Origin of the sequence: Thaumasiovibrio subtropicus (assembly GCF_019703835.1) — a bacterium.
Taxonomy (GTDB): Bacteria; Pseudomonadota; Gammaproteobacteria; order Enterobacterales; family Vibrionaceae; genus Thaumasiovibrio; species Thaumasiovibrio subtropicus.
The window spans coordinates 768679-793260 of the sequence record NZ_AP023054.1 but is presented as its reverse complement, the minus strand read 5'-3'; the positions used below and the strand labels follow the sequence as shown (position 1 = coordinate 793260).

The following is a 24582-nucleotide window of genomic DNA, read 5'->3' as shown; positions in this document are numbered from 1 at the left end:
AGACCCTATTTTTCAAGTCGAGCGATCTCTTCGCCGAATTCGCGGATATCTTCAAAGCTACGATACACAGACGCAAACCGAATATAAGCGACTTTATCGAGCTCTTTAAGCGCTTCCATGATCAAATTACCGATCATCTCTGAGCCAACTTCACGCTCACCTGTTGCGCGTAATCGCGACTTAATGGCATTGATGGCACGTTCCACATCATCGGTGCTCACCGGACGCTTCTCCAAAGCGCGGGCAATGCCATTACGCATCTTGTCTTCATCAAAAGGTTCACGATTGCCGTTAGTTTTAATCACCTTCGGCATCAATAGCTCAGCAGTTTCAAATGTGGTGTAACGCTCGTTACATGCCAAACACTGGCGACGGCGGCGTACTTGGTGACCATCAGCAACCAGTCGTGAATCAATCACTTTAGTATCGGTCGCCGCGCAGAACGGACAATGCATATGACCTCCTATTTTTTGCACAGTATATCAAACCACTGGCCTCACTTAAGAAAAATGGGGACAAAATGCTAAATTTCACCCCTATTTCTAGCGAAATCATCAATAGTTGGCAAAAAGACATCACACTGCCCGCTGTTTCTGCTTGAATGTCAGGCTTAGGAACAACATAACCTGATGAAAAACAGGGACTAGAATGACTTTTTAGCGACAAAAAAACGGCGCCCTGAGGCACCGTTTTTAAATTACTAACGCGTGAGTGATTAAGCGTATACTGGAAGGCGCTGACAGATTTCCAACACTTTCGCTTTGGTCGCTTCGATCACAGCTTGATCTTCAATGTTATCAAGCACGTCACACATCCAACCTGCTAGGTTTTTCGCATCTTCTACCGAGAAACCACGGCGAGTAATCGCAGGTGTGCCCACACGAATACCAGAGGTTACGAATGGGCTACGTGGGTCATTCGGTACACTGTTTTTGTTCACGGTGATGTTCGCGGCACCCAAAGCGGCATCCGCTTCTTTACCTGTGATGTTCTTATCGATCAGATCAACAAGGAACAGGTGATTTTCGGTGCTACCAGACACGATGTTGTAACCACGAGATAGGAACGTCTCCACCATGGCTTTTGCATTTTCAACAACGCGTGCTTGGTACTCTTTGAACTCAGGCTCCATCGCTTCTTTGAAAGCAACAGCTTTCGCGGCGATAACATGCATCAGTGGGCCACCTTGACCGCCTGGGAATACCGCAGAGTTCAGTTTCTTGTAGAAGTCTTCACCTTCGTTCGAAAGGATAAGACCACCACGAGGACCCGCGAGCGTTTTGTGTGTTGTGGTTGTCACAACGTGCGCATGTGGTACTGGCGTCGGGTAGACACCGGCGGCAATCAGGCCAGCTACGTGTGCCATATCAACGAAGAAGTAAGCGCCAACTTTGTCAGCAATCTCACGCATCTTCGCCCAATCAACAATTTGAGAGTACGCAGAGAAGCCACCGATGATCATCTTAGGCTTATGCTCTAGCGCCAACGCTTCCACTTCCGCGTAGTCAATTTGACCTTGCTCATCGATACCGTAAGGAATGACGTTGTAAAGCTTACCCGAGAAGTTAACAGGAGAACCGTGAGTTAAGTGACCGCCGTGTGCGAGGCTCATGCCCAATACCGTATCGCCTGCATTCAGTAGCGCCATGTATACCGCATTGTTTGCTTGAGAGCCTGAGTGTGGCTGAACGTTGGCATATTCTGCACCAAACAACTCACACGCTCGGTCGATAGCTAGCTGCTCGGCTTTATCGACATACTCACAACCACCGTAGTAACGCTTACCAGGGTAACCTTCCGCGTATTTGTTAGTCAGCTGAGAACCCTGTGCTTCCATTACACGTGGGCTAGTGTAGTTTTCGGAAGCAATCAGTTCGATATGCTCTTCCTGACGCGCCGTCTCTTCCTGAATCGCAGTAAACAGTTCTGCATCATAATCGGCAATATTCATATCACGCTTTAACATCTGTCTCTCCTGACTAAGAGTTATTTTGTTAAAAAAGAGTACCAAGAAAGCACACAATTCGACAAGCCAGTAATTACGGGCACGCAAACGTTTGCGTCACTCTCAACATTTGACCGACATTCTACATAATTTGATCTAAGTCAGGTAGCTTTTCTGTAAAATTTGTCACAAGCTTCATTGTTTTTTCTTCAGGTTCACCATGAAATAACTTCATGATCACACTCTGAGTATAAATACAGACACCGTGCGGCCTGCAGACCGTAAAGATAAAACACCATTTTCCGTAACTGAGCCCTGACAATTCACTTTCTGCGACTTACGCCGCAATTCTTCGTCTAACCCGCTGTTTTAGGTAAAATTCGTGCCTCATGAAATAGGAGAGCATTACCAGTGAAACAACGTAAACACACCCTAGTTGAAGATTGTATCGCGATACTGACCGCAACCTTCGTTGTCGCACAGGGTGTCTTCTTTTTACAACAGGGCGGCCTACTCACCGGTGGCACAACAGGTTTGGCGCTATTAGCAAGCGAATTTGTTGGCTTATCATTTGGTACCCTGTACTTCCTATTCAACTGCCCATTTTACCTCATGGCTTGGTTCCGTATGGGTAAGAGCTTCGCGATCACCAGCATCATTTCAGGTGGACTTGTCTCTGTGATGGCAGATCATATCCCGTTGTTCTTTAGTGTGGATAGCTTAGATCCGCTCTATTGCGCCATGATTGGCGGCATTTTGATGGGCGTCGGTATGCTTATGCTGTTTCGTCATCAAACGAGCCTAGGTGGCTTCAATGTGCTGTGCCTTTACTGCCAAGAACGCTTTGGAATCTCTGCAGGTAAAATGCAGATGGGTATCGATTGCGCTATCTTGATTGCGTCATTCTTTATGTTAACCCCAATCATGCTTGCGTATTCAGTCGTTGGCGCAGTACTACTGAACATGGTGTTGACCATGAACCATAAACCGGGACGCTATTCAGGAAATCACCCGATCCCGCAACCATAAACATAAAGTACAAGCATCCGATAAAACAAAAGCGCCTCTGATGGGCGCTTTTGTTGTATTACCGACGACAATTAAATCGCCTCTTCATCTTCCTCACCGGTACGGATGCGTACTACACGCTCAACGTCGGTAACAAAGATCTTGCCATCACCAATTTTACCTGTTTGGGCCGTCTCGATAATGGTGTCTAGGCACTGATCAACCACATCATCAGCAACCACAATTTCTAGTTTCACCTTTGGTAGAAAGTCCACCATGTACTCAGCACCACGATAGAGCTCAGTATGGCCTTTCTGGCGACCAAAGCCTTTGACTTCTGAGACCGTCATGCCTGTGATGCCGACCTCAGCCAGCGCTTCGCGCACGTCATCAAGTTTAAAGGGTTTGATAATGGCATCAATTTTTTTCATGTTCGCATTCCTTTCGTAAAGAGGCCGATCCGACATCCTGAAATCATCTTCGGCAATTATCACAAATTATAGACAAGCCGACAATCACTGGCAGTAAGAAGCCATGAAAATCAAAAACATAAATAACGCGGATTCTCGGCAATATCCAGTCATTGCCATCACAAGCCAACAAGAAAGCAAAAAAAACCGCTGCCGAAGCAGCGGTTTGGTTTTTTACGTACTGTCGAGGTAACGCAAAATTCTTGTGACAGACGAAGCGGATTAACCGATGTTAACGCGCGCGTTACGGAACATACGCATCCATGGGCTATCTTCACTCCACTCGTCCGGACGCCATGAGTTCGCCACTGCACGGAATACACGTTCAGGGTGAGGCATCATGATAGTTACACGACCATCGGTTGTGGTTAGGCCAGTAATACCATTTGGAGAACCATTCGGGTTAGCAGGGTAATCTTGGGTCACATCACCGTAGTTGTTGATATAACGCAGTGCCACAGTACCCGACTGCTCGATACCTGCTAGGTGCGCATCATCACGCACTTCGACACGGCCTTCACCGTGAGAAACGGCGATTGGCATGCGCGATCCAGCCATACCATTAAAGAACAGCGATTGAGACTCTTGCACTTCTACTAAGCTAAAGCGCGCTTCAAAACGCTCTGATTCGTTACGTACGAAACGCGGCCATAGGTCTGCACCTGGGATAAGTTCGCGCAAGTTCGAGATCATCTGACAACCATTACACACACCCAGTGCAAAGGTATCTTCACGCTTGAAGAAGCCTTCAAATTGGTCACGGGCATTGTTGTTGAACAGAATCGACTTCGCCCAACCTTCACCGGCACCCAGTACGTCACCGTACGAGAAACCGCCACAGGCGACAAGGCCGTTAAAGCCGTCAAGTTGAACGCGGCCTGACAAGATGTCTGACATGTGCACATCTTTGGCATCAAAGCCAGCGCGGTCAAATGCTGCCGCCATCTCAACATGGGAGTTTACGCCCTGCTCACGCAGGATCGCCATTTGAGGCTTCGCTCCTGTCGCAATGAACGGCGCTGCAACATCTTCATTGATGTCGAAGCTTAGGCGAGTATTTAGACCAGGATCGTTGTTGTCTTTCTTGGCTTCAAACTCTTGATCCGCGCCTTTCGGGTTATCACGCAGTGCTTGCATCTTATGCGTCAGCTCCGCCCAGATAGCACGTAGCGCTGTACGGTTTTGATCAAGTAGCGTTTCAGTGCCACGGTTGATGCGCAGTGCATCTTCAGTGGTCACTTTACCAATCACATGACTGCAAGCCGCAAGACCATGTGCAGCAAGTACCGCTTTCACGCTTTCAAGCTCAGCATCAGAAACTTGAAGTACTGCACCCAACTCTTCGTTGAAGAGTGCCGCTAGTGTGTCTTCACTCAATGCAGAAATATCGGCATTGATACCACAGTGGCCCGCAAATGCCATCTCTGCGAGAGTGGTGTAAAGGCCGCCATCTGAACGGTCATGGTAAGCAATCACTTTACCATCACGCACTAGGCTTTGAACCGCATTGAAGAAGCCTTTCAGTAGCTCTGGGCTATCGACATCTGCCGCTTTGTCACCCAACTGCTTGTAAACCTGCGCCAGTGCTGTCGCACCTAGACGGTTTTGACCGTTACCTAGATCGATAAGAACAAGGCTAGAATCACCTTTATCGGTGCGAAGCTGAGGCGTCACTGTGTTGCGAACATCTTCAACACGACCAAACGCAGTGATAATCAGTGATAGCGGCGCCGTGACTTCACGCTGCTCACCATCCTGCTCCCACTTGGTCTTCATCGACATTGAGTCTTTACCAACAGGAATCGTAAGGCCAAGTGCAGGACATAGCTCTTCACCTACCGCTTTCACCGCTTCGTAAAGACCTGCATCTTCACCTGGGTGACCCGCTGCAGACATCCAGTTTGCAGACAGTTTAATGCGGTTAAGGTCACCAATATCAGCTGAGGCGATGTTGGTAAGTGCTTCACCCACGGCCATACGTGCAGACGCGCCGAAATCAAGCAGTGCAGATGGCGTGCGCTCACCCATCGACATGGCTTCACCGTGATACGTGTCGTAACTTGCTGCGGTTACCGCACAGTTAGCGACCGGTACCTGCCATGGGCCAACCATTTGGTCACGAGCAACAAGGCCCGTCACGGTGCGGTCACCAATGGTGATAAGGAATGTCTTCTCTGCAACAGCAGGTAGACGCAATACGCGGTGGGTTGCTTCTTCTAGCTCAATACCGCTGCGATCTAATTCAATACCTTCTGCTTTTTGTGTCGTTACGTCACGGTGCATCTTAGGCGGCTTGCCGAGTAGGATGTCCATTGGCATATCGATTGGCGTATTGTCGAAGTGTGAATCTTCTAACGTTAGGTGACGCTCTTCAATTGCTTCCCCAACCACCGCATAAGGTGCCCGCTCACGCTGACAAATCGCATCGAATACGTCCATATTCTCTGGCGCAACCGCCATTACGTAACGCTCTTGAGACTCGTTACACCAAATTTCTAGCGGGCTCATACCCGGCTCATCGTTTGGTACATCACGTAACTGGAACTTACCGCCACGCTCACCATCGTCCACGAGCTCAGGCAATGCGTTAGAAATACCACCTGCACCTACATCGTGAATAAAGGCGATTGGGTTATCGTCACCCAACTGCCAACAACGGTCGATCACTTCCTGACAACGACGCTCCATTTCTGGGTTTTCACGTTGTACAGAGGCAAAATCAAGATCTTCTGCTGATTGACCTGATGCCATTGAAGACGCTGCACCACCACCAAGACCGATGTTCATCGCTGGGCCACCGAGTACGATCAGTTTCGCACCCACTGGGATCTCTTTCTTCTGAACATGATCTTCACGAATATTACCCATACCACCCGCAATCATGATTGGCTTGTGGTAACCACGAATCTCTTCACCGTTGTGAGAAGTGACCTTCTCTTCGTAAGTACGGAAGTAACCCAGTAGGTTTGGACGACCAAATTCGTTGTTGAATGCTGCACCACCGAGTGGGCCTTCTAGCATAATATCCAAAGCATTTACGATACGACCTGGCTTACCGAAATCGGTTTCCCAAGGCTGTTCGAAGCCTGGCACACGTAGGTTTGATACGGTGAAACCAACAAGGCCCGCTTTTGGCTTACCACCGATACCGGTTGCGCCTTCATCACGGATTTCACCACCACTACCCGTTGACGCGCCCGGCCACGGAGAAATTGCAGTTGGGTGGTTGTGCGTTTCAACCTTCATCAGAATATGGGCATTTTCCTGATGGTAGTTGTATTGACGGTTTTCAGCGTCAGGGAAGAAACGGCCAACTTTAGAGCCTTCCATGACCGCTGCATTATCTTTATATGCAGACAAAACGTAGTCACTGTTGGTCTCGTAGGTGTTTTTGATCATCTTGAACAGAGATTTCTCTTGTTCAACACCATCGATGGTCCAATCTGCATTGAAAATCTTATGACGACAGTGCTCTGAGTTTGCCTGTGCAAACATCATTAACTCAATGTCATTCGGGTTACGACCAAGCTTGGTGAAACTCTCAACCAAGTAGTCAATTTCATCTTCTGCCAACGCAAGGCCCAAAGATACGTTCGCCGCTTCTAGCGCCTGACGACCACCTTCAAGAATATCAACACTGGTGTGTGGTGCTGGCTCAGCTTGAGCAAACAACGCTTGTGCTGCTTCTAGCTCAGTGAATACCGCTTCCATCATGCGGTCATGGATTAATCCCTTCAATTCCACTAGCTGCGCTGCGCTTAGGTCCGCAGACGTCTCAACATAGTAAGCGGTACCGCGCTCTAGGCGTTTAACTTGAGCAAGACCACAGTTGTGGGCGATGTCGGTAGATTTAGAAGACCATGGAGAGATAGTGCCCGGACGTGGCGTGACAACCAATAAAGTACCAGTAGGTGCATGTTCAGCGATGGTAGGGCCATATTGTAGCAGGCTAGCCAGTTTGCTTTGCTCTTCGGCATTAAGCGGGGCTGAAAGATCTGCAAAGTGCATGAATTCGGCATAGATACCAGTGACAGGCAGGTCAAGTTCGCGACAGCGCTCAAGTAGCTTGTTAACGCGGAACTCAGACAGTGCGGGTGAACCTCGCAAAATTTCCATGTGCATACATCTCTCGATTAGCAGTTGAAGAAAGGGGATAGTGCAATAATGTCTGAGAAAAGACGCAGATAAACGCCAAAACGCAAACCTTATGGCACTAGCCTCTATTTGCGGCGGTATTATAGGGGAAAAAGTGTGGGGGCGTAACACTAAAAGCAAACGTTTGCGCTATTTTTTTCCTCTCACGAGAAAAAAGAGTAAGTTATCAGCAAATTTTAGGTAAGTTTTTGAATGCACTTTGCTCGACTGTAAGGGCTTTGGTATAAAGACTCTCAGAATAGAAACAAGAGTATATCGATTGAAATATTCCATGACCAGATTCTGGCTACGCAAACTAACAAGCCTGATCGCCTTCTTACTCTTACTTGCAGGCTGTGAATACCCTACACAACAGCAGAGCAAAGTGGAAGAGATTCGTCAGCAAGGTGTTCTCAGAGTGGGTACTCTCAATAACCAACTCTCCTACTATATCGGGCAAGACGGTCCGACAGGACTTGACTACGAGTTAGCCGCAATGCTTGCCGACGAGCTTGGTGTCACACTTGAAATGCGTCCAATCTTCGGGTTGTCGGGCCTTTTCCCTGCACTTGACCGAGGTGAAATCGACCTCATTGCTGCCGGCCTGACAATTACACCTGAACGCATGGCGCATTATGCCCCTGCCCCTGCCTACTACTTCGCTAGCCAAGTGTTAGTTTATAAAAATGGCCAATGGCGCCCTCGCAGCATTGAAGACCTCGCATCAAGGGATGCCACATTAAAAGTGACCACGAATTCCAGTCATGAAGCGACGCTCAATGCACTTATAGTCGAGCACCCAGAACTGAGTTGGGAGACCACGGATAACCAAGATGGTGATGAGCTACTCAAAATGGTGGCAGAAGGGACACTCGATTACACTATCGCTGACTCTGTCGATGTCGCCATCATGCAACGCACTTTTCCTGAGATTGCCGTCGCGTTGGAGCTCAGTGAAGATCAGCCAATTGGTTGGTATTTAGAAAAAGGCGGTGACGATAGCCTGCATGCCCTGATCATTGAGTTTTTCGGTGAACTAAAGCAGTCCGGTGGTCTTGCCAAACTAGAAGAGCGATATTTCGGCCATGTCGATACCTTTGACTATGTCGATACGCGTGCCTTTATTCGCGCTTTAGAAGATAAGTTACCCGAGTGGCAACCCTTGTTTGAAAAGTACGCCGGTGAGTTTGATTGGAAATTGATTGCTGCACTGGCTTACCAAGAATCACACTGGAATCCGAACGCTGTCTCGCCGACAGGCGTTCGTGGCATGATGATGCTGACCCTGCCAACAGCAAAATCTGTCGGGGTAAAAAACCGTTTGGATCCTGAAGAGAGCATTCGTGGTGGTGCCCTCTATCTGAGCAAGCTCATAAAGCGTATTCCCGACAGTATCGATGAGCATGAAAAAGTATGGTTTGCGCTTGCTTCCTACAATGTTGGCTTTGGTCATGTGATGGATGCTCGTCGTCTTACTCGCGCACAAGGCGGCGATCCTGATGCATGGGCAGACGTAAAACAGCGCTTACCGCTGCTGCGAAAACGCCAGTACTACAGCCAGACGCGCTACGGCTATGCAAGGGGTGATGAAGCCTTAAAATATGTGGAAAATATTCGTCGCTACTATCAAAGCATCACGGGCTACTTCAAAGTGCAAGAACCTGTCATTGAAGAGGTCAATATTGATGATATTGAAACCATCTCACCTGTCTCTGCTGCGTTAGCAACATCCGCAGCGGTCAGTGCGGCCACCAGCGCCTCATCGCCGACAGACAATCAAAGTGATGAAAATAGCAGCAACTAGGTACGTAAATTGCATCATTTGCCCAAGTTAGACCAAAAGCGCTGGTAATCCGCCAACGCCTCCGGTAATAAAGAGTGGTGCGATGCCCTATCGCACCACAACTGACAACGCTCATTCGCGATATTAAATGCCGATAGGCGCTGCCAGTGTGAGAATGGGAGATGTAGAATGAAAAGAAAAAATACGGCGTTTAAACGCTCACATCGTACTGCCGCGACCCGTCGCAAAAGAATGATGACAAATAACCACAAGAAAGTGCTTTGGCGTCAACGTGCGGCCTTCGTCGCAGCGTCAGAAGACTAACTGCCCCGCTGTGCGGTGATTCTGCTGCACAGCCTATATCCCTCTGCTATTTTTCCTCTTGCTGTTGCGCTAGCTTAGCGGCTTGCTTGGCTGCCTTCTTCTCTTTGCGTCGACGTTGGAAAAAGGCTTGTAGTTGAGCGCGACACGCATCTTCAAGCACACCACCTTGCGCAACCACAATATGGTTGGCTTCTGGATAATCCAATAGGTTCATCACGGTGCCCGCTGCACCTGTTTTGAGATCCGGTGCACCATAATACACCTTGCAAATTCGAGCATGAATCATGGCAGACGCACACATAGGGCAAGGCTCAAGGGTGACATACAGCTCTGCATCCAACAGACGGTAATTACTGACAACTTTACCCGCTTGTCGTAGCGCCATAATTTCGGCATGAGCCGTCGCATCATGCTGGCCGATTGAACGATTCCAACCTTCACCGATGACCTTACCATCCAATACAACGACTGCGCCAACAGGGACTTCACCTTCTTGCTCAGCGCGTGTTGCGAGCTCCATTGCATAACGCATAAATTCTTCGTTCAAGATGGCTTCCTCGTTGGTGGTACTCATTCAGCGCAGGAGTATATACGCAAGTCACCTCAAGAGGTAGGCTTCAGAAGCAGACTAGCACGTCGAGATGCCGCTAGCGCGTTCGAGAGGAAAAATGAAAACAGGTGGCTCCACAGAGACCACCTGCTAATTAGAGACGCAATCTTCGCACTATGCGAGACGGAACTTCGCCACGAGTTGACTTAGTTGCTCAGCTTTTGAGCTCATATCAGACGCCGATTGTGCCGCCATACTTGAAACGGATACCGACTCTGTCGCAGCATGGCTAATGCTACTAATGTCATTCGCCATCTCATTGGCGGTAGCTGACTGCTGTTCAGATGCCGCTGCAATCGAGGTGATCATCGATTTCAGCCCTTCGGTGCCTTCCACTATGGTACTTAACGACTCACCCGCACTTTGCGCCTGCTTCACCCCTTCTTCCACTTGCTCCGTTACTTCACTCATGCGCGTCACTGCAACTTGCGTCCCACTTTGAATCGCCGTAATGGAATCGGTAACCTCTTGCGTCGCTTTACTGGTTCGCTCTGCTAGAGCACGGACTTCATCCGCAACCACGGCAAAACCACGTCCAGCCTCACCGGCTCGGGCGGCCTCAATCGCCGCATTCAGCGCCAGCAGGTTAGTCTGTTCAGCAATATCGTTAATCACCCGAATCACTTCACTGATTTGCGAACTTTGCGTACCGAGGTTGTCGACCGTTTCGGCAGTTTCACTCACAATCGCAGCAATCGCATTGATTCTCTCTACGGTGGCATTGACGACATTGCCCCCCACATTGGCTTGCTCACCCGCCTGCATTGCATTATCAGCCGCATTCGAGCTCTGCCCCGCAACCTCGTTCGAGGTTAGACTCATCTCTTCGACCGCTGTCGCAATTTGCTCAGCTTTCTGCGCTTGCGAACCGTTGGCATGCTCCATCTGCTGGCACGAATCAAGGATCTCTTTCGACGAGTCGGTGACTTGCATCGCCACCGCGTTCACCTCTTTTAACAGGCTATTGAGTGATTTCTGCATATCTCCCATCGCAACCGCAAGCTCACCAATTTCATCACCACTTTCATCTTTCTTGATATCACTGGTTAAATCACCGGATGCAATCGCATTTGCGATCCCCAATACCGTAGAAACACGCGTATTGATAGAGTTAGCGAGAAAGTAAGCAATAGCAATCGCGATCAAAACAGCGATAGGAACGACAACAATGATCAACGTAATCACACCATTGAGATCAGCGACAACGGTATCTAACGCTTTGGTGGCATCTGCTTTCTCCTCTTGCGCTGAAACAAAGAGAATTTCTTCAACAATGCTGTAAACGTCATGTTCGAGCTGATCGACGGTTTGAATCGCCGCAGCACGACTCAATGGGTTGTATCGTGCAAAGACCTGCTCTGCCCCACCCACAATCTCATTGTACAGTTGATCGATTTCACGCTGTGCGGCAACTTCTGCAGGCTTTTGCTCTAACGGCTTTAGCCTTTCAAAGTATTGGCTAAACTCAGCGGCATTCCTGCGTACCGCATCGATTTCATCCGCTTCTCCCGTCACGTATTCAGTCAAAGAGGCGAGAATATCGCCCGATTCATCAACAAGCTCCAAATAATAACGTACACCGGGCAGGTCATCGTTCACGGTTTCTCGAATGTCTGTCTCTTTCAAGGCATCATTGAACTCTTGTTCACTCAGCCTTTCCAAAATGCCTTCTAGCTTGGCACCTTGTTCATTTTCAAGTTTATCAATGAACTCATACGCCCATTTTTCGTCATCCGGGTTATAGCGTCCAAACACATCACGAACAACCACGTTGTAGTACTCGTTCACTTTTGACTCGATCAGATCCATTTTTTGTTGATCGGAGGGCTTTGCATACTCAAGAGGCTTTAAAATGGCGAACTCGCGCTGAAATAGCTGGTAGTTTTGTTTGAAGTTGTCAACTTCATCCGTTTCCCCCGCTAAATACTCGAGCACATTGGACTGCATCGCACCAACAACATTGAGGACATTGAGGTAATGAATAACGCCCGGAACGTCATCTGCATTGACTTCTTGCGCGATTTTTTCAATGGCATTCGCTTTAGACCAGACCACGACACTGACGAACAACATTAACGCGATTATAGCGAGAAAGCCCGCATACAGTTTTTGATTCAACTTCATCTTGAACATGACAGATACTCTCGTGAACATCTAGGTATATAGAGATATGTATCAATAAAAGTAGTACAGGAAGTCGCAATAGTTGAAGATGTCATCCTAAAAAAACAACAAAAAATTGCATATGAGAATCAAGTTCAGCACTAAATAACTAAAAAAGCTGGCACTAGGGCCAGCTTGTATTTGCAAATATTGAATGAATCGTTTAGAAGCCGAGTGGGATACCGAAGGCAAAGAAACCCACCAGCAAACCAGTCCATGCCAGCAAGAAGGCTGTCGAGTAAGGGACCATCATCGCAATCACATCACCGAAAGTCAGCTCAGGCTTGTACTTGCGCATAAAGGCAAGAATAACACCGGCATAGGTCATCATCGGCGTAATGATGTTGGTAGATGAATCTGCAACTCGGTAAGCTGCTGCTACCATATCAGGGGTCATATCCGGGTTTACTTGGTACAACATAGGAACAAAAATTGGACCTAATAGCATCCACTTCGACGTCATACCACCAACAAACAAGTTGATGACTGCGGTTGTAATAACAAAACCGATAATCAACAAGATTGGGAATGATTGCAGACCTAATGCGCCGAGGAAGGTCGCGCCTAGGTATGTAATGTAAGTACCGAGGCCAGAATGGTTCATCAAACCAAGGAAGTTGTAACAGAAGAAAGTGAGTACCAGAACGTAACCCATGGTGTTCATCTGCTTCACCATCGAAGTCACGACATCTTGCACATTCTTAAATTTGCCCGCTGCAACACCGAAAAAGACACCAACGATAATAAACGTCATTGCGATCAACAAGATCACATTATCAAGGTAAGGCGTGACGGTTCGACCTGCATCATTGGTGTAGGGAGCTAAAGGCCCCATTGCCAACCCAACGATCACAGCAATAGAAACTAAAAGACCAACACCTGCGGCTTTGATACCACGGTTTTCTTCTGGAGAAACAGAGAAGTCATCAAGATTCATGTCTTCAGGAATGGTGTAAGACATTTTCTCCAAACGTGGACCCACGTATTTTGCCGTTACCCAAGCACCTAAACCAGCCAAAAGGAATGTTGACGCAAAGATAAAGTAGTAGTGCATGGTGGCAGGATTGAGCTCAACGCCCGCACTGTTAGCAAAAGGGATATTCTGAGCTTCAGCAAATACGCGCGCATTGTTACCAATGATGACATCAATCGGCGTTGCTGGAATTAAGTTAGCAGAGAAACCAGCCGAGACACCCGCAAACGCTGCCGCCATACCCGTCAGTGGGTTCTTACCAAGACCAGCGTATAGCATACCTGCCAGTGGAATCAGAACCAGATAGCCCGCATCCGTTGCAACCGAACTCATGATACCCAAGAACACCACCAGCATAGGCAGATACTTGTCGTTAATCTTCAGGCCCACTTTCTTAATCACAGCTGAGAGCATGCCTGAATTTTCAGCCACACCGACACCGAGCATGACAATCATGATGACACCTAGGACACCACCACCAAATGAAAGCCAGTTAGCTAAAATTGCGTTGTCAAAAATCCAGCGGACGTTTTCCGTCGCCAGCATGTTCTTAATGGTGTACTCGGTGGTGCCGCCACTGGTGTTCGCCAGCTCAAACTGCATACCGCCAATCAAGCCTGTCAACAGCAAACAGAAGGCAAATAAGAACATGAAAATAATGACAGGATCAGGAATCCGTTTACCTGCTCGTTCGATGAACCCAATCACACCACGACTCGGTGTTTTGGCTTCATGTGATACATCGCTCATTCTCTACTCCCTTTATAGAAATGAATTTTGTGTTATTGACAAAAAATAGCATGACACACCATAAATCAAAAACTCACAAACTCTTCACTAAATAAAAACTTAAACCATAAAAGTAGAGTTATGTCGCACATTAATCCATAAAAAGCAATCAATACAGTCAAATAAACCAATATACAAAGCATTTAAAAGATGATCACAAACAACATTAAAATTCAACTTTTACCACAAAAACAATATTTATTAACAAAACAAGAACACCACCAACGCAATCAAACTACAGATGAAACAGGTATGCAATAGGCGACCAAGAAATTGGACAAAGAATAGGCAACAAGAGTAAGCGGTGTGTTGAATGGGGTCGCGTTGAAAATACTCGCTGAGAGAAAAACACCTAGAGACAACAAAGCCTCGCAACTTGCGAGGCTTTGATAACAGGATACCCGAACTTACATGGTGTAAGTGTAAGGCGCTTGAATACCTAGTGGGATACCAACGAACCAGTAAAGAAGTAAGAAGGCAGTCCAGCCAATCAGCATGGCGATAGAGTAAGGCATCATCATAGAGGCCAATGAGCCGATACCTGAGTTCTTCACGTAGCGCTGCATGTAAACAACCACAAGCGGGAAGAACACCATCATTGGCGAAATAATGTTGGAGACTGAGTCACCAACACGGTATGCCGCTTGAGTCAGCTCAGGCGAAATACCCACAGCCATTAGCATTGGAACCATAATTGGACCAATCAATGCCCATTTTGCTGATGCAGAACCAACCAATAGGTTTACGAATGCAGTCAACAGAATCATACCGACGATAGTCACCTGACCAGGGAGGTTTAGCGCTTGTAGACCTTGTGCGCCCGATAAAGCCAATAGCGTACCTAGATTAGAGTCTGTAAAGGCCACAAGGAACTGCGCAATGAAGAAGGCCATCACCATGAAGCCACCCATACCCGCCATCGTTTTCGACATCGCTTTAATCACATCGTCTGAGGCTTTAAACGTGCCTGCGACTTTGCCGTACACTACGCCAGGGATTACAAACAAGATGAAAATGAGTGGAACGATAGACTGCATCACCGGTGCAGCAAAAGAAGTGATCTGACCGTCCGGTGCACGTAGCGGTGACGTCTCAGGAATCAGCGCAACAACAAGCGCTACGATACCCGCTAGCATCGCCCAACCTGCACGTGAGAAGGCTTTACTTTCGATGGCAGTGAATGAGCCCATATCCGGTGCTTCTTCTGCATCATCATCGATTGGCGTGTTCGCTAGACGAGGTTCAATGATCTTCTCAGTCACATACCAACCGATACCGACAATGATGATTGAAGACATACCAGTGAAGTAAAGGTTAGCGAGAGGGTTAACCACATAGTCAGGGTCAAGGATAGCCGCGGCTTCTTGCGTAAAGCCCGCGAGCAGTGGATCAATACCTGACGGGATAAAGTTAGCCGCGAAACCACCGGATACACCGGCAAATGCTGCCGCAATACCCGCTAGAGGGTGACGACCTGCTGCGTGGAAAATGATACCACCAAGAGGGATAACCAGTACGTAACCAGCATCAGCAGCGGTGTGCGATACAATCGCAACCAAAATCAGCATTGGTGTCACGAACTTCGCAGGTGTGACCATCAGCATTTTTTTCAGGCCCGTGTTAATGAAACCTGAGGCTTCCGCAACACCTACACCAAGCATGGCAACCAATACGATACCCAGTGGCGCAAAGCCTGTGAAGTTGCCGACCATAGTCGCAAGGAAATTCGCGAACCCTTCACCAGTCAAAAGGTTATTAACTTGAACTGCGGTACCAGTAACAGGGTGGATTAAATCAAATTCAAAGCGTGACAGGATGGCTGAAAGAACCCATACCGTGACGAGTCCCCAGAAAAATAGCAGAGCAGGATCTGGGATTTTGTTACCTGCTTTCTCAATAAAATTCAGAAACTTATCCATAGCACCCTGAGATGGTGCTGGCATAGCCTGAGTATCTTGTTTGCTCATAGGAGCTCCATTTGTGTAGTGGCTTTGTTGTGTACGACGTCTATCGCGTCAACATTCAGACCTATCACCTGAATGCCGTTGCATTATATCGTTTAATGAACTCTAAAAAGTAGAATTAGCTATCATTTTACCAAAGAGCCAAATCACATATCGAGAAAAATATTTAAAGCAAAATATTTCACTAATAAAATTACAACGACAATATCACACGATATCAACATACGGAGCGCGTTTGTAGCACGTCAATTACAACAATTCCATTCCTCCTACAATCTTCAACAGGGTGCAGTTGGCAACTTTTCTGTACTGATGATTTTATCGAACACGAAATAGGTAAAACAGAGCAAAAAAAAGCGCCTTGCGGCGCTTTTCACTGAAACAGTTGAGGACATTGGAGTGCGATTATTCCCACTCAATGGTCGCAGGTGGCTTACCTGAAATATCGTAAACTACACGGGAAATACCGTCGACTTCATTGATGATGCGGTTAGAGACCTTACCTAGGAAGTCGTATGGCAAGTGAGCCCAGTGCGCGGTCATAAAGTCGATCGTTTCTACTGCACGCAGTGAGACAACCCAGTCGTACTTACGACCATCACCCATCACACCAACAGAACGCACTGGCAAGAATACAGTGAACGCTTGAGAGACTTTGTTGTAAAGATCTGCAGCGTGTAGCTCTTCAATGAAGATCGCATCTGCACGACGTAGCAAATCACAGTACTCTTTCTTGATTTCGCCAAGAACACGAACACCTAAACCAGGACCCGGGAATGGGTGACGGTAAAGCATGTTGTATGGCAAACCTAACTCAAGGCCAATCTTGCGCACTTCGTCTTTGAACAGCTCACGCAGTGGCTCAACAAGTCCCATTTCCATATCATCTGGCAGACCGCCCACGTTGTGGTGCGACTTGATCACATGTGCTTTACCTGTCTTAGAGGCCGCAGATTCGATCACGTCAGGATAGATGGTACCCTGCGCTAGCCACTTGGCATTCTTTAGTTTCTTCGATTCTTCATCGAACACGTCGACAAACACGTGACCAATGATCTTACGTTTCTCTTCAGGATCCGATTTGCCTTCTAGTGCCGCAAGGAAGCGCTCTTCAGCATCAACTTTGATAATGTTTAGGCCGAACTTATCGCCGAACATGTCCATCACTTGCTGACCTTCGTTAAGACGAAGTAGGCCGTTATCAACAAATACACAAGTTAGCTTATCACCGATGGCGCGGTGCACTAGCATCGCAACGACTGATGAATCGACACCGCCCGATAGGCCAAGAATCACTTCATCGTCACCCACTTGCTCTTTAATTCGAGCAACGGCGTCTTCAATAATTGATTCAGAAGTCCATAGACGATCACAACCACAGACACCAAGAACAAAGTTCTCTAGCATTTGTAGGCCTTGCTTAGTGTGTGTTACCTCTGGGTGGAACTGAACACCGTAGTACTTCTTCTCTTCGTTCGCCATTGCTGCGTAAGGACACGTATCCGTTTCGCCAACTTTAACGAAGTCTGCTGGGATCTCGACAACTTTGTCGCCGTGGCTCATCCAAACGTCTTGCGTCGCTTCTAGATCTTTAAACAGTGCAGACTCGCCCGACACTTTCACTTGTGCGTAGCCAAATTCACGCTCTGTAGAACCGGCAACTTTACCACCTAACTGCTCTGCCATGGTTTGCATGCCGTAACAGACACCAAGCACAGGCACACCAGAGTCAAAAACATATTGTGGCGCACGTGGTGAGTTATCTTCTGTCACGCTCTCTGGGCCACCAGATAGGATGATACCGTCTGGATTGAATTCACGAATATCCGCTTCTTCAACGTCCCAGCTCCACAGTTCACAGTAAACACCGATTTCACGTACACGGCGCGCAACTAGCTGAGTGTACTGAGATCCGAAGTCCAAGATCAGAATGCGTTGGTCATGGATATTTGTGGTCATAATCGAACAATCTCAAAATTAAGTTATAAAAAGGGGGCTGGAACGCAGCCCCGCGATTATAGGGTGAAGCAATCGATTTCGCTATGTAAATTAGCGACCGTCTTTGATTTAGCCTAGACGGTAGTTCGGCGCTTCTTTAGTGATAGTCACGTCGTGTACGTGTGATTCGTTCATACCCGCACCAGTAATGCGAACAAACTCCGCCTTGGTACGCATATCTTCAATCGTTGCAGAACCCGTTAGACCCATGCTTGAGCGTAGACCGCCCATTTGCTGGTGAACGATCTCTTTTAGGCGGCCTTTATAAGCAATACGTCCTTCGATACCTTCTGGTACGAGCTTGTCTGCAGCATTGTCCGTCTGGAAGTAGCGGTCAGAAGAACCTTGTGACATCGCGCCCAGAGATCCCATACCACGATACGCTTTGTATGAGCGGCCGTTATAGAGAATAACTTCGCCTGGTGCTTCTTCTGTACCTGCAAACATAGAGCCCACCATGACACAAGATGCGCCAGCAGCAATCGCTTTACAGATATCGCCAGAGAAACGGATACCACCATCAGCAATAACTGGAATGCCGTGCTCGTTCGCCACTTCAGCAGCGTCCGCGATAGCGGTGACTTGAGGTACACCAACACCAGTTACGATACGTGTCGTACAGATTGAACCTGGGCCGATACCCACCTTCACCGCACTCACACCAGCGTCGATCAAGGCTTTAGCGCCTGCACCTGTGGCAACGTTGCCGCCAATGATATTCAGATCTGGGTACGCTTCGCGTGTTTCACGAATTCGGTTTAGTACACCTTCAGAGTGGCCATGTGAAGAGTCGATAAGCAGTACATCAACGCCAGCTTCGACTAACGCTTTGACACGCTCTTCGTTACCTGCACCCGCGCCCACTGCAGCCCCTACGCGAAGACGACCCAACTCATCTTTACATGCGTTTGGTTTGCGCTCCGCTTTTTGGAAATCTTTCGCTGTGATCATGCCGCGCAGTTGGAAGTCATCGTTAACGACCAATACTTTTTCGACACGATGCTCTTGCATCACAGCTTCGACTTCTTCACGGCAAGCGCCTTCTTTTACTTTCGCTAGACGCGCTTTTGGTGTCATCACTTCAGACACCTTTTTGCTTAGGTCTGTGACAAAGCGTGTATCGCGGCCAGTGATAATACCCACTAGCTCGTGATTATCATCAACCACTGGGTAACCAGCAAAGCCATTTTCTAGGGTTAAACGCTTCACATCTTCAATGGTGTTTTCTGGACGAACAGTGACTGGGTCGGAAACCACACCAGCTTCGAACTTTTTCACCATGCGAACTTGGTCAGCTTGCGCTTCAATCGACATGTTTTTGTGAATGAAGCCAATACCACCTTCTTGCGCTAACGCAATAGCCAAACGACCTTCAGTCACGGTATCCATCGATGCAGAAATCATAGGGATGTTGAGACTGATGTCTTTAGTTAGACGAGTGCGAAGATCCGCAGTGTTAGGCAGTACAGTTGAGTGGGCTGGAACCAGCAGGACATCATCGAAAGTCAAAGCTTCTTGTTTGATTCGTAACATTGCAATATCTCACACTAAGTTAATAATCGGTGTCAGTGAATACAGGCCGATCCGCAGAGGGATAATAGAGGTTTATTGGCCTGTACCTTTATATTGCGGAGGGATTATACGTTCAGGCCAATCGTTTGGCTACACATTTTTTTTATTTTTTTATTGACATTTAGATCTTGATAACTATAATCCGTCGGTTAATTATCCGGTGCTGCGGTCAGTCTTCTGGCTATTGATCTGTCTTACAGAAATCCGTATTCTCAGCAACACCTTCTTTACGCCGGAAACCTTCTTGTGACAACATCCCTGTCTCAGCAAAACTCTCGTATTTTCACTGTGTCAGCGCTTAATGCTGAAGTCCGTCTGTTACTCGAAAATGAAATGGGTATCGTTTGGTTAGTCGGCGAACTCTCTAATCTCTCAATGCCAGTTTCTGGTCATTGGTATTTCACTCTGAAAGACAGCCGCGCCCAAGTGAAGTGTGCCATGTTCAAAGGGCACAATCGTCGCGTTAACTTCAAGCCTGTGGCAGGTAATCAAGTGCTCGTAAAAGCGCGCCTCTCTCTTTACGAGCCCAGAGGCGACTATCAGCTTATCGTTGAAAGTATGCAGCCGGAGGGCGATGGCCGTCTCCAACAACAGTTTGAAGTACTCAAGACCCAACTAGCACAAGAAGGCCTGTTTGCACAAAGTCTCAAGCAACCTCTCCCAACAAACCCGCAACGCGTCGGTATCATCACCTCTAAATCGGGCGCTGCGCTGCAAGATATCTTAAACGTGCTCGAACGACGTGATCCTGGACTGCCCATCGTGATCTATCCCACCATGGTGCAAGGAGAAGGGGCGGCGATTAGCATTGCACAAGCCATTGGGAATGCGAACGTCCGCAATGAGTGTGATGTGTTGATTGTGGGGCGCGGTGGTGGCGCTTTAGAAGATCTTTGGTGCTTTAATGAAGAAATCGTTGCTCGTACCATCGCATCCAGCCAAATCCCGATCATCAGTGCTGTAGGACACGAGGTCGATGTCACTATTGCCGATTTTGTCGCGGATATGCGTGCCCCAACCCCTTCCGCGGCGGCGGAGTTAGTCAGCCGAGATCAAAGCGAGCAAAAACAGAAGATTTTTCACGTCAAATCTCGTCTCCAACAAGCTATCCGTCTCTATATTACTGAGCAGCAACAAACCGTGCTGCAACAGTTTAGGCAGTTAGAGCAGCAACACCCGCAGCGTCGCTTAATGCAACAGGCCCAACAAGTTGACGAGCTCAGTGGACGCTTGCAGCAAAGCATCTATAAGCGCAGCCAACAAGAACTGCGTAAACTCACACAACTGAGTCATCAGCTGACAGCGGCGTCACCCGCTTATACCTTGCCAGTTCAACAAAGTAATATGACAGCACTGGCGCAACGCCTCAACGATGCGATGCAACAGCAACTCAAACAGACTCAACACCGATTTTCTGTCGCTGCGACGACGCTAGATGCAGTTAGCCCCCTCGCAGTGCTTGCGCGTGGTTTTAGTATCACCACGGACGCGAAAGGCAAACCCATCGTCAGTGCTGAAACACTTAAAACTGGTGACACCATTATCACTCGCCTTCAACAAGGAGAGGTTGTGTCTACCGTCAATCAAACACGTGATGCCAAGGCACAATGAAGGGATACAAAAACGCCAAGGTCTCCCTTGGCGTTACTTAGTTTGTGAGTGCAACCCAGTATCGTTTAGCACGAGACTTAGATTTAAGCTCATTGCAATGATTGCAAAAATAGCTCGCACTCCCACAAGCTTGCAGCTTTTCAAGCATTTGCCCACAGTCTGGACAATCCGCTTCACGTTTATAGGCTTGTTGGCACGGCTCACAATAGTAGTGACCTGACGCCCAAACCAACTCCCCCTCACAAGACGGACAACGATTCTCACTTGTCATCTCTCAGCTCCTCGATTCAATCAGCGATAAGCTGATATCAACACTCCGTAATTTTGCCAACATTTTTTCATGCTTCCGATATACTCAGTCAATAAACTGTCGATATTCTGATCAGATAACGGTTGATCATCGTGAAAATAAGCAATGATCAGCGATCTGCTCCCTAAAGAACATTTATCAACACACATCCCGAAAGCATAAGTTACATGTTCTGCATTTGGATTTTTAAAAGGATAAAAATCCAAACATACCAATTAAAAACGTAAGATCCAACATTTGGTAAAAGTCTAACTACAGTCCATGATGACACTGGCTGGCCACAAATCAACGACTTAAAACGACTTTCGCCCTTTTGCTATCGTGACCATTTTTATTTGTTGTGGGTCATCTAAAAGTAAAGAGACAGTGATTGATTCATACGTTGATAAATGTGAGACATGTGTCCCGCCACATGGCATGACCGCGAGACCATCATTGTGTAACTCACACTGCCAATAACGAGAATCTGTCAATCCAGCCCCTTCACAGCGCAGTGTGACCGCAGTCGGCATACTAAGCCAGTTCTTCAGCTGTTGATTGACTCTTCTCTCTATCTCTTGAAGATCACTCACCATATCGGCAGCATTCAAGCCGCGCTTTCGCAATGTTTTACCCAAGCGATAAGTATCTTCACAACGATCTTCAGTCACAGAACTCGCTTGCTGTGCGTAGCTATTAAAATCAGGTGAACCGATAGGATCTCTCCTCTCTGCTTCTTTTCGCCAATAGCCATCGGCTAACACTTTATTCAATGCGATAGAGGCTAAATGCCCAGCTGTATGACCCCGACTTAGACTGTCTTGATAACCTTTATCTACTTTTAGCACGATAGATGCGCCAGACAAAATCGGTTGATTGACCCGATGGATAACAACAAATACCCAATCGGGTTCCCCTCTTCGCGCAGTGATCGCGCGACCGATCTGCACCTCACCGGACTCAGTATTCACTGCGCCTACTTGGCAGTCGATCACAGGGATTTCCTCTTTACCAACACTAACCATGCCACGATCTGCCGGGTGATCTGGCCATAGATGACTCACAGGATGAAAGGGCGTGGTGTCTGCCACGAACCAGTACTGGTCTTCGTATTCGCCGTCAAGCAAGACGGTTGCTACAGCATGCTCTGTGGCTTGCGGAAAGGAAACTTGAGTTTGATAAAGCGACTGCAATTCGTTGTTCGTGCTCATAATTCTGACTCTAAAAATAGCAGCCTCTATTGTAACGCCATAACGCACCAAGGTGCAGAATCTGTGTGCAATTGAAGCAACGTTAACGCCGCACCTAGGGCTGAAGGACGAGCACAAAAAAGCCCGACTATGTCGGGCTTCAGGGTTACTCGCTGCGACGGTTTTTCACCATCGTCATCATTCGTTTACGCTGTCGCTCTTGCGATAGCGTCAGTTTTCCGCCTTGATTCTCATACGGGTTGTCGCTGCTCTGGAACTGGATACGGATCGGTGTCCCCATCATCTCAAGGGAACGGCGATAGTAGTTCATCAAATAACGTTTATAAGAGTTAGGCAGTTCATGGACCAAGTTACCATGGATCACGATAATCGGCGGATTGTAGCCACCAGCGTGTGCATACTTGAGTTTCACACGCCGGCCACGAACCATAGGCGGTTGGTGATCATCTTGTGCCATCTGCATAATCCGCGTCAACATTGAAGTACTGATACGCTTGGTCGCAGACTCATACGCTTCGCGCACAGACTCAAATAAGTGACCAACGCCAGTGCCGTGCAGTGCAGAAATAAAGTGGACACGGGCAAAATCCACAAAGCCAAGACGGCGGTCTAGCTCTGACTTCACACGGTCTTTCACTTCTGTGGACAATCCATCCCATTTGTTAACCGCAATCACAATTGAACGCCCGGCGTTCAAGGCATAACCTAAAAGTGACAGATCTTGATCATTGATATTATCGCGTGCATCAATCACTAAAAGCACCACGTTGGCATCTTCGATCGCTTTTAAGGTTTGGATAACAGAGAATTTTTCTACCGTCTCATGCACTTTACCACGACGGCGAATACCTGCGGTATCAATCAACACATACTCACGATCATCACGCTCCATTGGGACGTAAATAGAGTCGCGAGTGGTGCCAGGCATGTCATAAACGACGACACGATCTTCACCAAGAATTCGGTTAGTTAGCGTTGACTTACCCACATTAGGACGACCGATAATCGCCATTTTGATCGGTTTATCTTGGAGTGCTTTGTAGGCGGCTTCTGCATCTTCTTCAGTCAGCTCGCTAGCCGCTTCGATTTCTTCAACCGAGCTATAGCCTTCATCATCAATCTCATTACCATCAAGATCTTGCTTCAAGCTATCGGCAAAGGGGGTCAATGCTCGATTCACTAACGCTGACACGCCACGGTTTTGTGCTGCCGCGATTTGGTGCATTTCATCGACACCGAGTTTCCAGAAATCCGCACACGCACTGTCAGCATCAATGCCATCAATCTTGTTCACAACAAGATAGGTTGGCTTGTTACGAGAGCGTAGGTGTTTGGCAATGGCTTCATCCGCCGCGGTCAAACCTGCTCGGCCATCAACCAAAAACAGTACGACATCAGCTTCTTCAATCGCAGCCAATGACTGTTCAGCCATTTTTGTCTCAACACCTTCTTCAGTACCGTCGATACCACCCGTGTCGATAACAATAAAATCATGCTCTTCAAAAGAGGCCTTACCGTATTTACGATCCCGTGTTAAGCCAGGGAAATCCGCAACCAAGGCATCCCGTGTGCGAGTTAAGCGGTTGAAGAGTGTCGATTTTCCGACATTGGGGCGACCGACTAAGGCAACAACAGGAATCATACAGACCTCTTAAAAGTACTATTCATTTCTAACAACATCGGCTCCAGATCATTATAGATCTGGAGCCGAGGGCGGGATAATAACACTAATTGTGAT

Annotated in this window: 17 protein-coding genes; 4 read left to right on the top strand and 13 right to left on the bottom strand. The window is 47.8% G+C overall.

Annotated elements, in window-relative coordinates:
- Nucleotides 1–5: 5 nt before the first annotated feature.
- Nucleotides 6–455, bottom strand: coding sequence for a transcriptional regulator NrdR (gene nrdR, locus TSUB_RS03735; RefSeq protein ID WP_087024351.1), 450 nt, complete (start codon nt 453–455; stop codon nt 6–8).
- A gap of 260 nt (nt 456–715) precedes the next feature.
- Nucleotides 716–1966 carry a serine hydroxymethyltransferase gene (gene glyA, locus TSUB_RS03730; RefSeq protein WP_087024353.1) on the bottom strand — a complete coding sequence of 417 codons (1251 nt, stop codon included), beginning with the start codon at nt 1964–1966 and terminating at the stop codon, nt 716–718.
- Nucleotides 1967–2356: 390 nt separating this feature from the next.
- Here glyA and TSUB_RS03725 point away from each other — a divergent pair, with 390 nt between their 5' ends.
- Nucleotides 2357–2974 (top strand): YitT family protein, encoded by a 618-nt coding sequence (locus TSUB_RS03725; RefSeq protein WP_087024355.1) that lies wholly within the window; start codon nt 2357–2359, stop codon nt 2972–2974.
- Between the two features lie 71 nt (nt 2975–3045).
- Here TSUB_RS03725 and glnB read toward each other — a convergent pair whose 3' ends face one another.
- Together glnB and purL are read right to left on the bottom strand one after the other, a co-directional pair.
- The gene (glnB, locus tag TSUB_RS03720; RefSeq protein ID WP_087024357.1) at nt 3046–3384 is read right to left on the bottom strand and encodes a nitrogen regulatory protein P-II; all 339 of its coding nucleotides are present in this window, start codon (nt 3382–3384) and stop codon (nt 3046–3048) included.
- Between the two features lie 261 nt (nt 3385–3645).
- Nucleotides 3646–7539 carry a phosphoribosylformylglycinamidine synthase gene (gene purL, locus TSUB_RS03715; RefSeq protein WP_087024369.1) on the bottom strand — a complete coding sequence of 1298 codons (3894 nt, stop codon included), beginning with the start codon at nt 7537–7539 and terminating at the stop codon, nt 3646–3648.
- A gap of 310 nt (nt 7540–7849) precedes the next feature.
- Here purL and mltF point away from each other — a divergent pair, with 310 nt between their 5' ends.
- Nucleotides 7850–9361 carry a membrane-bound lytic murein transglycosylase MltF gene (mltF, locus tag TSUB_RS03710; protein WP_087024359.1) on the top strand — a complete coding sequence of 504 codons (1512 nt, stop codon included), beginning with the start codon at nt 7850–7852 and terminating at the stop codon, nt 9359–9361.
- Between the two features lie 168 nt (nt 9362–9529).
- Complete coding sequence (locus TSUB_RS25180; protein WP_281422924.1) at nt 9530–9664, top strand: hypothetical protein; 135 nt, start codon at nt 9530–9532, stop codon at nt 9662–9664.
- Between the two features lie 46 nt (nt 9665–9710).
- Here the strand turns inward: TSUB_RS25180 and tadA are convergent, their stop codons facing one another.
- The 6 genes from tadA to guaB all read right to left on the bottom strand — a co-directional run bounded on the left by tadA (nt 9711) and on the right by guaB (nt 19694).
- Nucleotides 9711–10238, bottom strand: coding sequence for a tRNA adenosine(34) deaminase TadA (gene tadA, locus TSUB_RS03705; protein WP_087024361.1), 528 nt, complete (start codon nt 10236–10238; stop codon nt 9711–9713).
- A 150-nt stretch (nt 10239–10388) separates the two neighbouring features.
- A complete protein-coding gene (locus TSUB_RS03700) occupies nt 10389–12407 on the bottom strand; it encodes a methyl-accepting chemotaxis protein (protein ID WP_159064990.1) in 2019 nt (672 codons plus the stop codon).
- Between the two features lie 193 nt (nt 12408–12600).
- Entirely contained in the window at nt 12601–14160 is a 1560-nt protein-coding gene (locus TSUB_RS03695; RefSeq protein ID WP_087024365.1) for an AbgT family transporter, read from the bottom strand.
- Nucleotides 14161–14606: 446 nt separating this feature from the next.
- Nucleotides 14607–16166, bottom strand: coding sequence for an AbgT family transporter (locus tag TSUB_RS03690; protein WP_159064943.1), 1560 nt, complete (start codon nt 16164–16166; stop codon nt 14607–14609).
- Between the two features lie 402 nt (nt 16167–16568).
- Entirely contained in the window at nt 16569–18122 is a 1554-nt protein-coding gene (gene guaA / locus TSUB_RS03685) for a glutamine-hydrolyzing GMP synthase (RefSeq protein WP_087022804.1), read from the bottom strand.
- Nucleotides 18123–18230: 108 nt separating this feature from the next.
- Entirely contained in the window at nt 18231–19694 is a 1464-nt protein-coding gene (guaB, locus tag TSUB_RS03680) for an IMP dehydrogenase (RefSeq protein WP_087022806.1), read from the bottom strand.
- A 285-nt stretch (nt 19695–19979) separates the two neighbouring features.
- On the opposite strand from guaB, the gene xseA reads away from it, so the two are divergent.
- Nucleotides 19980–21344, top strand: a complete 1365-nt coding sequence (gene xseA, locus TSUB_RS03675; protein ID WP_087022808.1) for an exodeoxyribonuclease VII large subunit — start codon at nt 19980–19982, stop codon at nt 21342–21344.
- Between the two features lie 37 nt (nt 21345–21381).
- On the opposite strand, the gene TSUB_RS03670 is transcribed toward xseA, so the two are convergent.
- From TSUB_RS03670 to der, 3 genes are all read right to left on the bottom strand, one after another.
- On the bottom strand, nt 21382–21615 hold the full coding sequence (locus TSUB_RS03670; protein ID WP_087022810.1) for a zinc ribbon domain-containing protein: 234 nt from the start codon (nt 21613–21615) through the stop codon (nt 21382–21384).
- A 332-nt stretch (nt 21616–21947) separates the two neighbouring features.
- Nucleotides 21948–22844 (bottom strand): alanyl-tRNA editing protein, encoded by an 897-nt coding sequence (locus TSUB_RS03665; protein WP_246616396.1) that lies wholly within the window; start codon nt 22842–22844, stop codon nt 21948–21950.
- Nucleotides 22845–22989: 145 nt separating this feature from the next.
- Nucleotides 22990–24486 (bottom strand): ribosome biogenesis GTPase Der, encoded by a 1497-nt coding sequence (gene der / locus TSUB_RS03660; RefSeq protein WP_087022814.1) that lies wholly within the window; start codon nt 24484–24486, stop codon nt 22990–22992.
- Between the last annotated feature and the right edge of the window lie 96 nt (nt 24487–24582).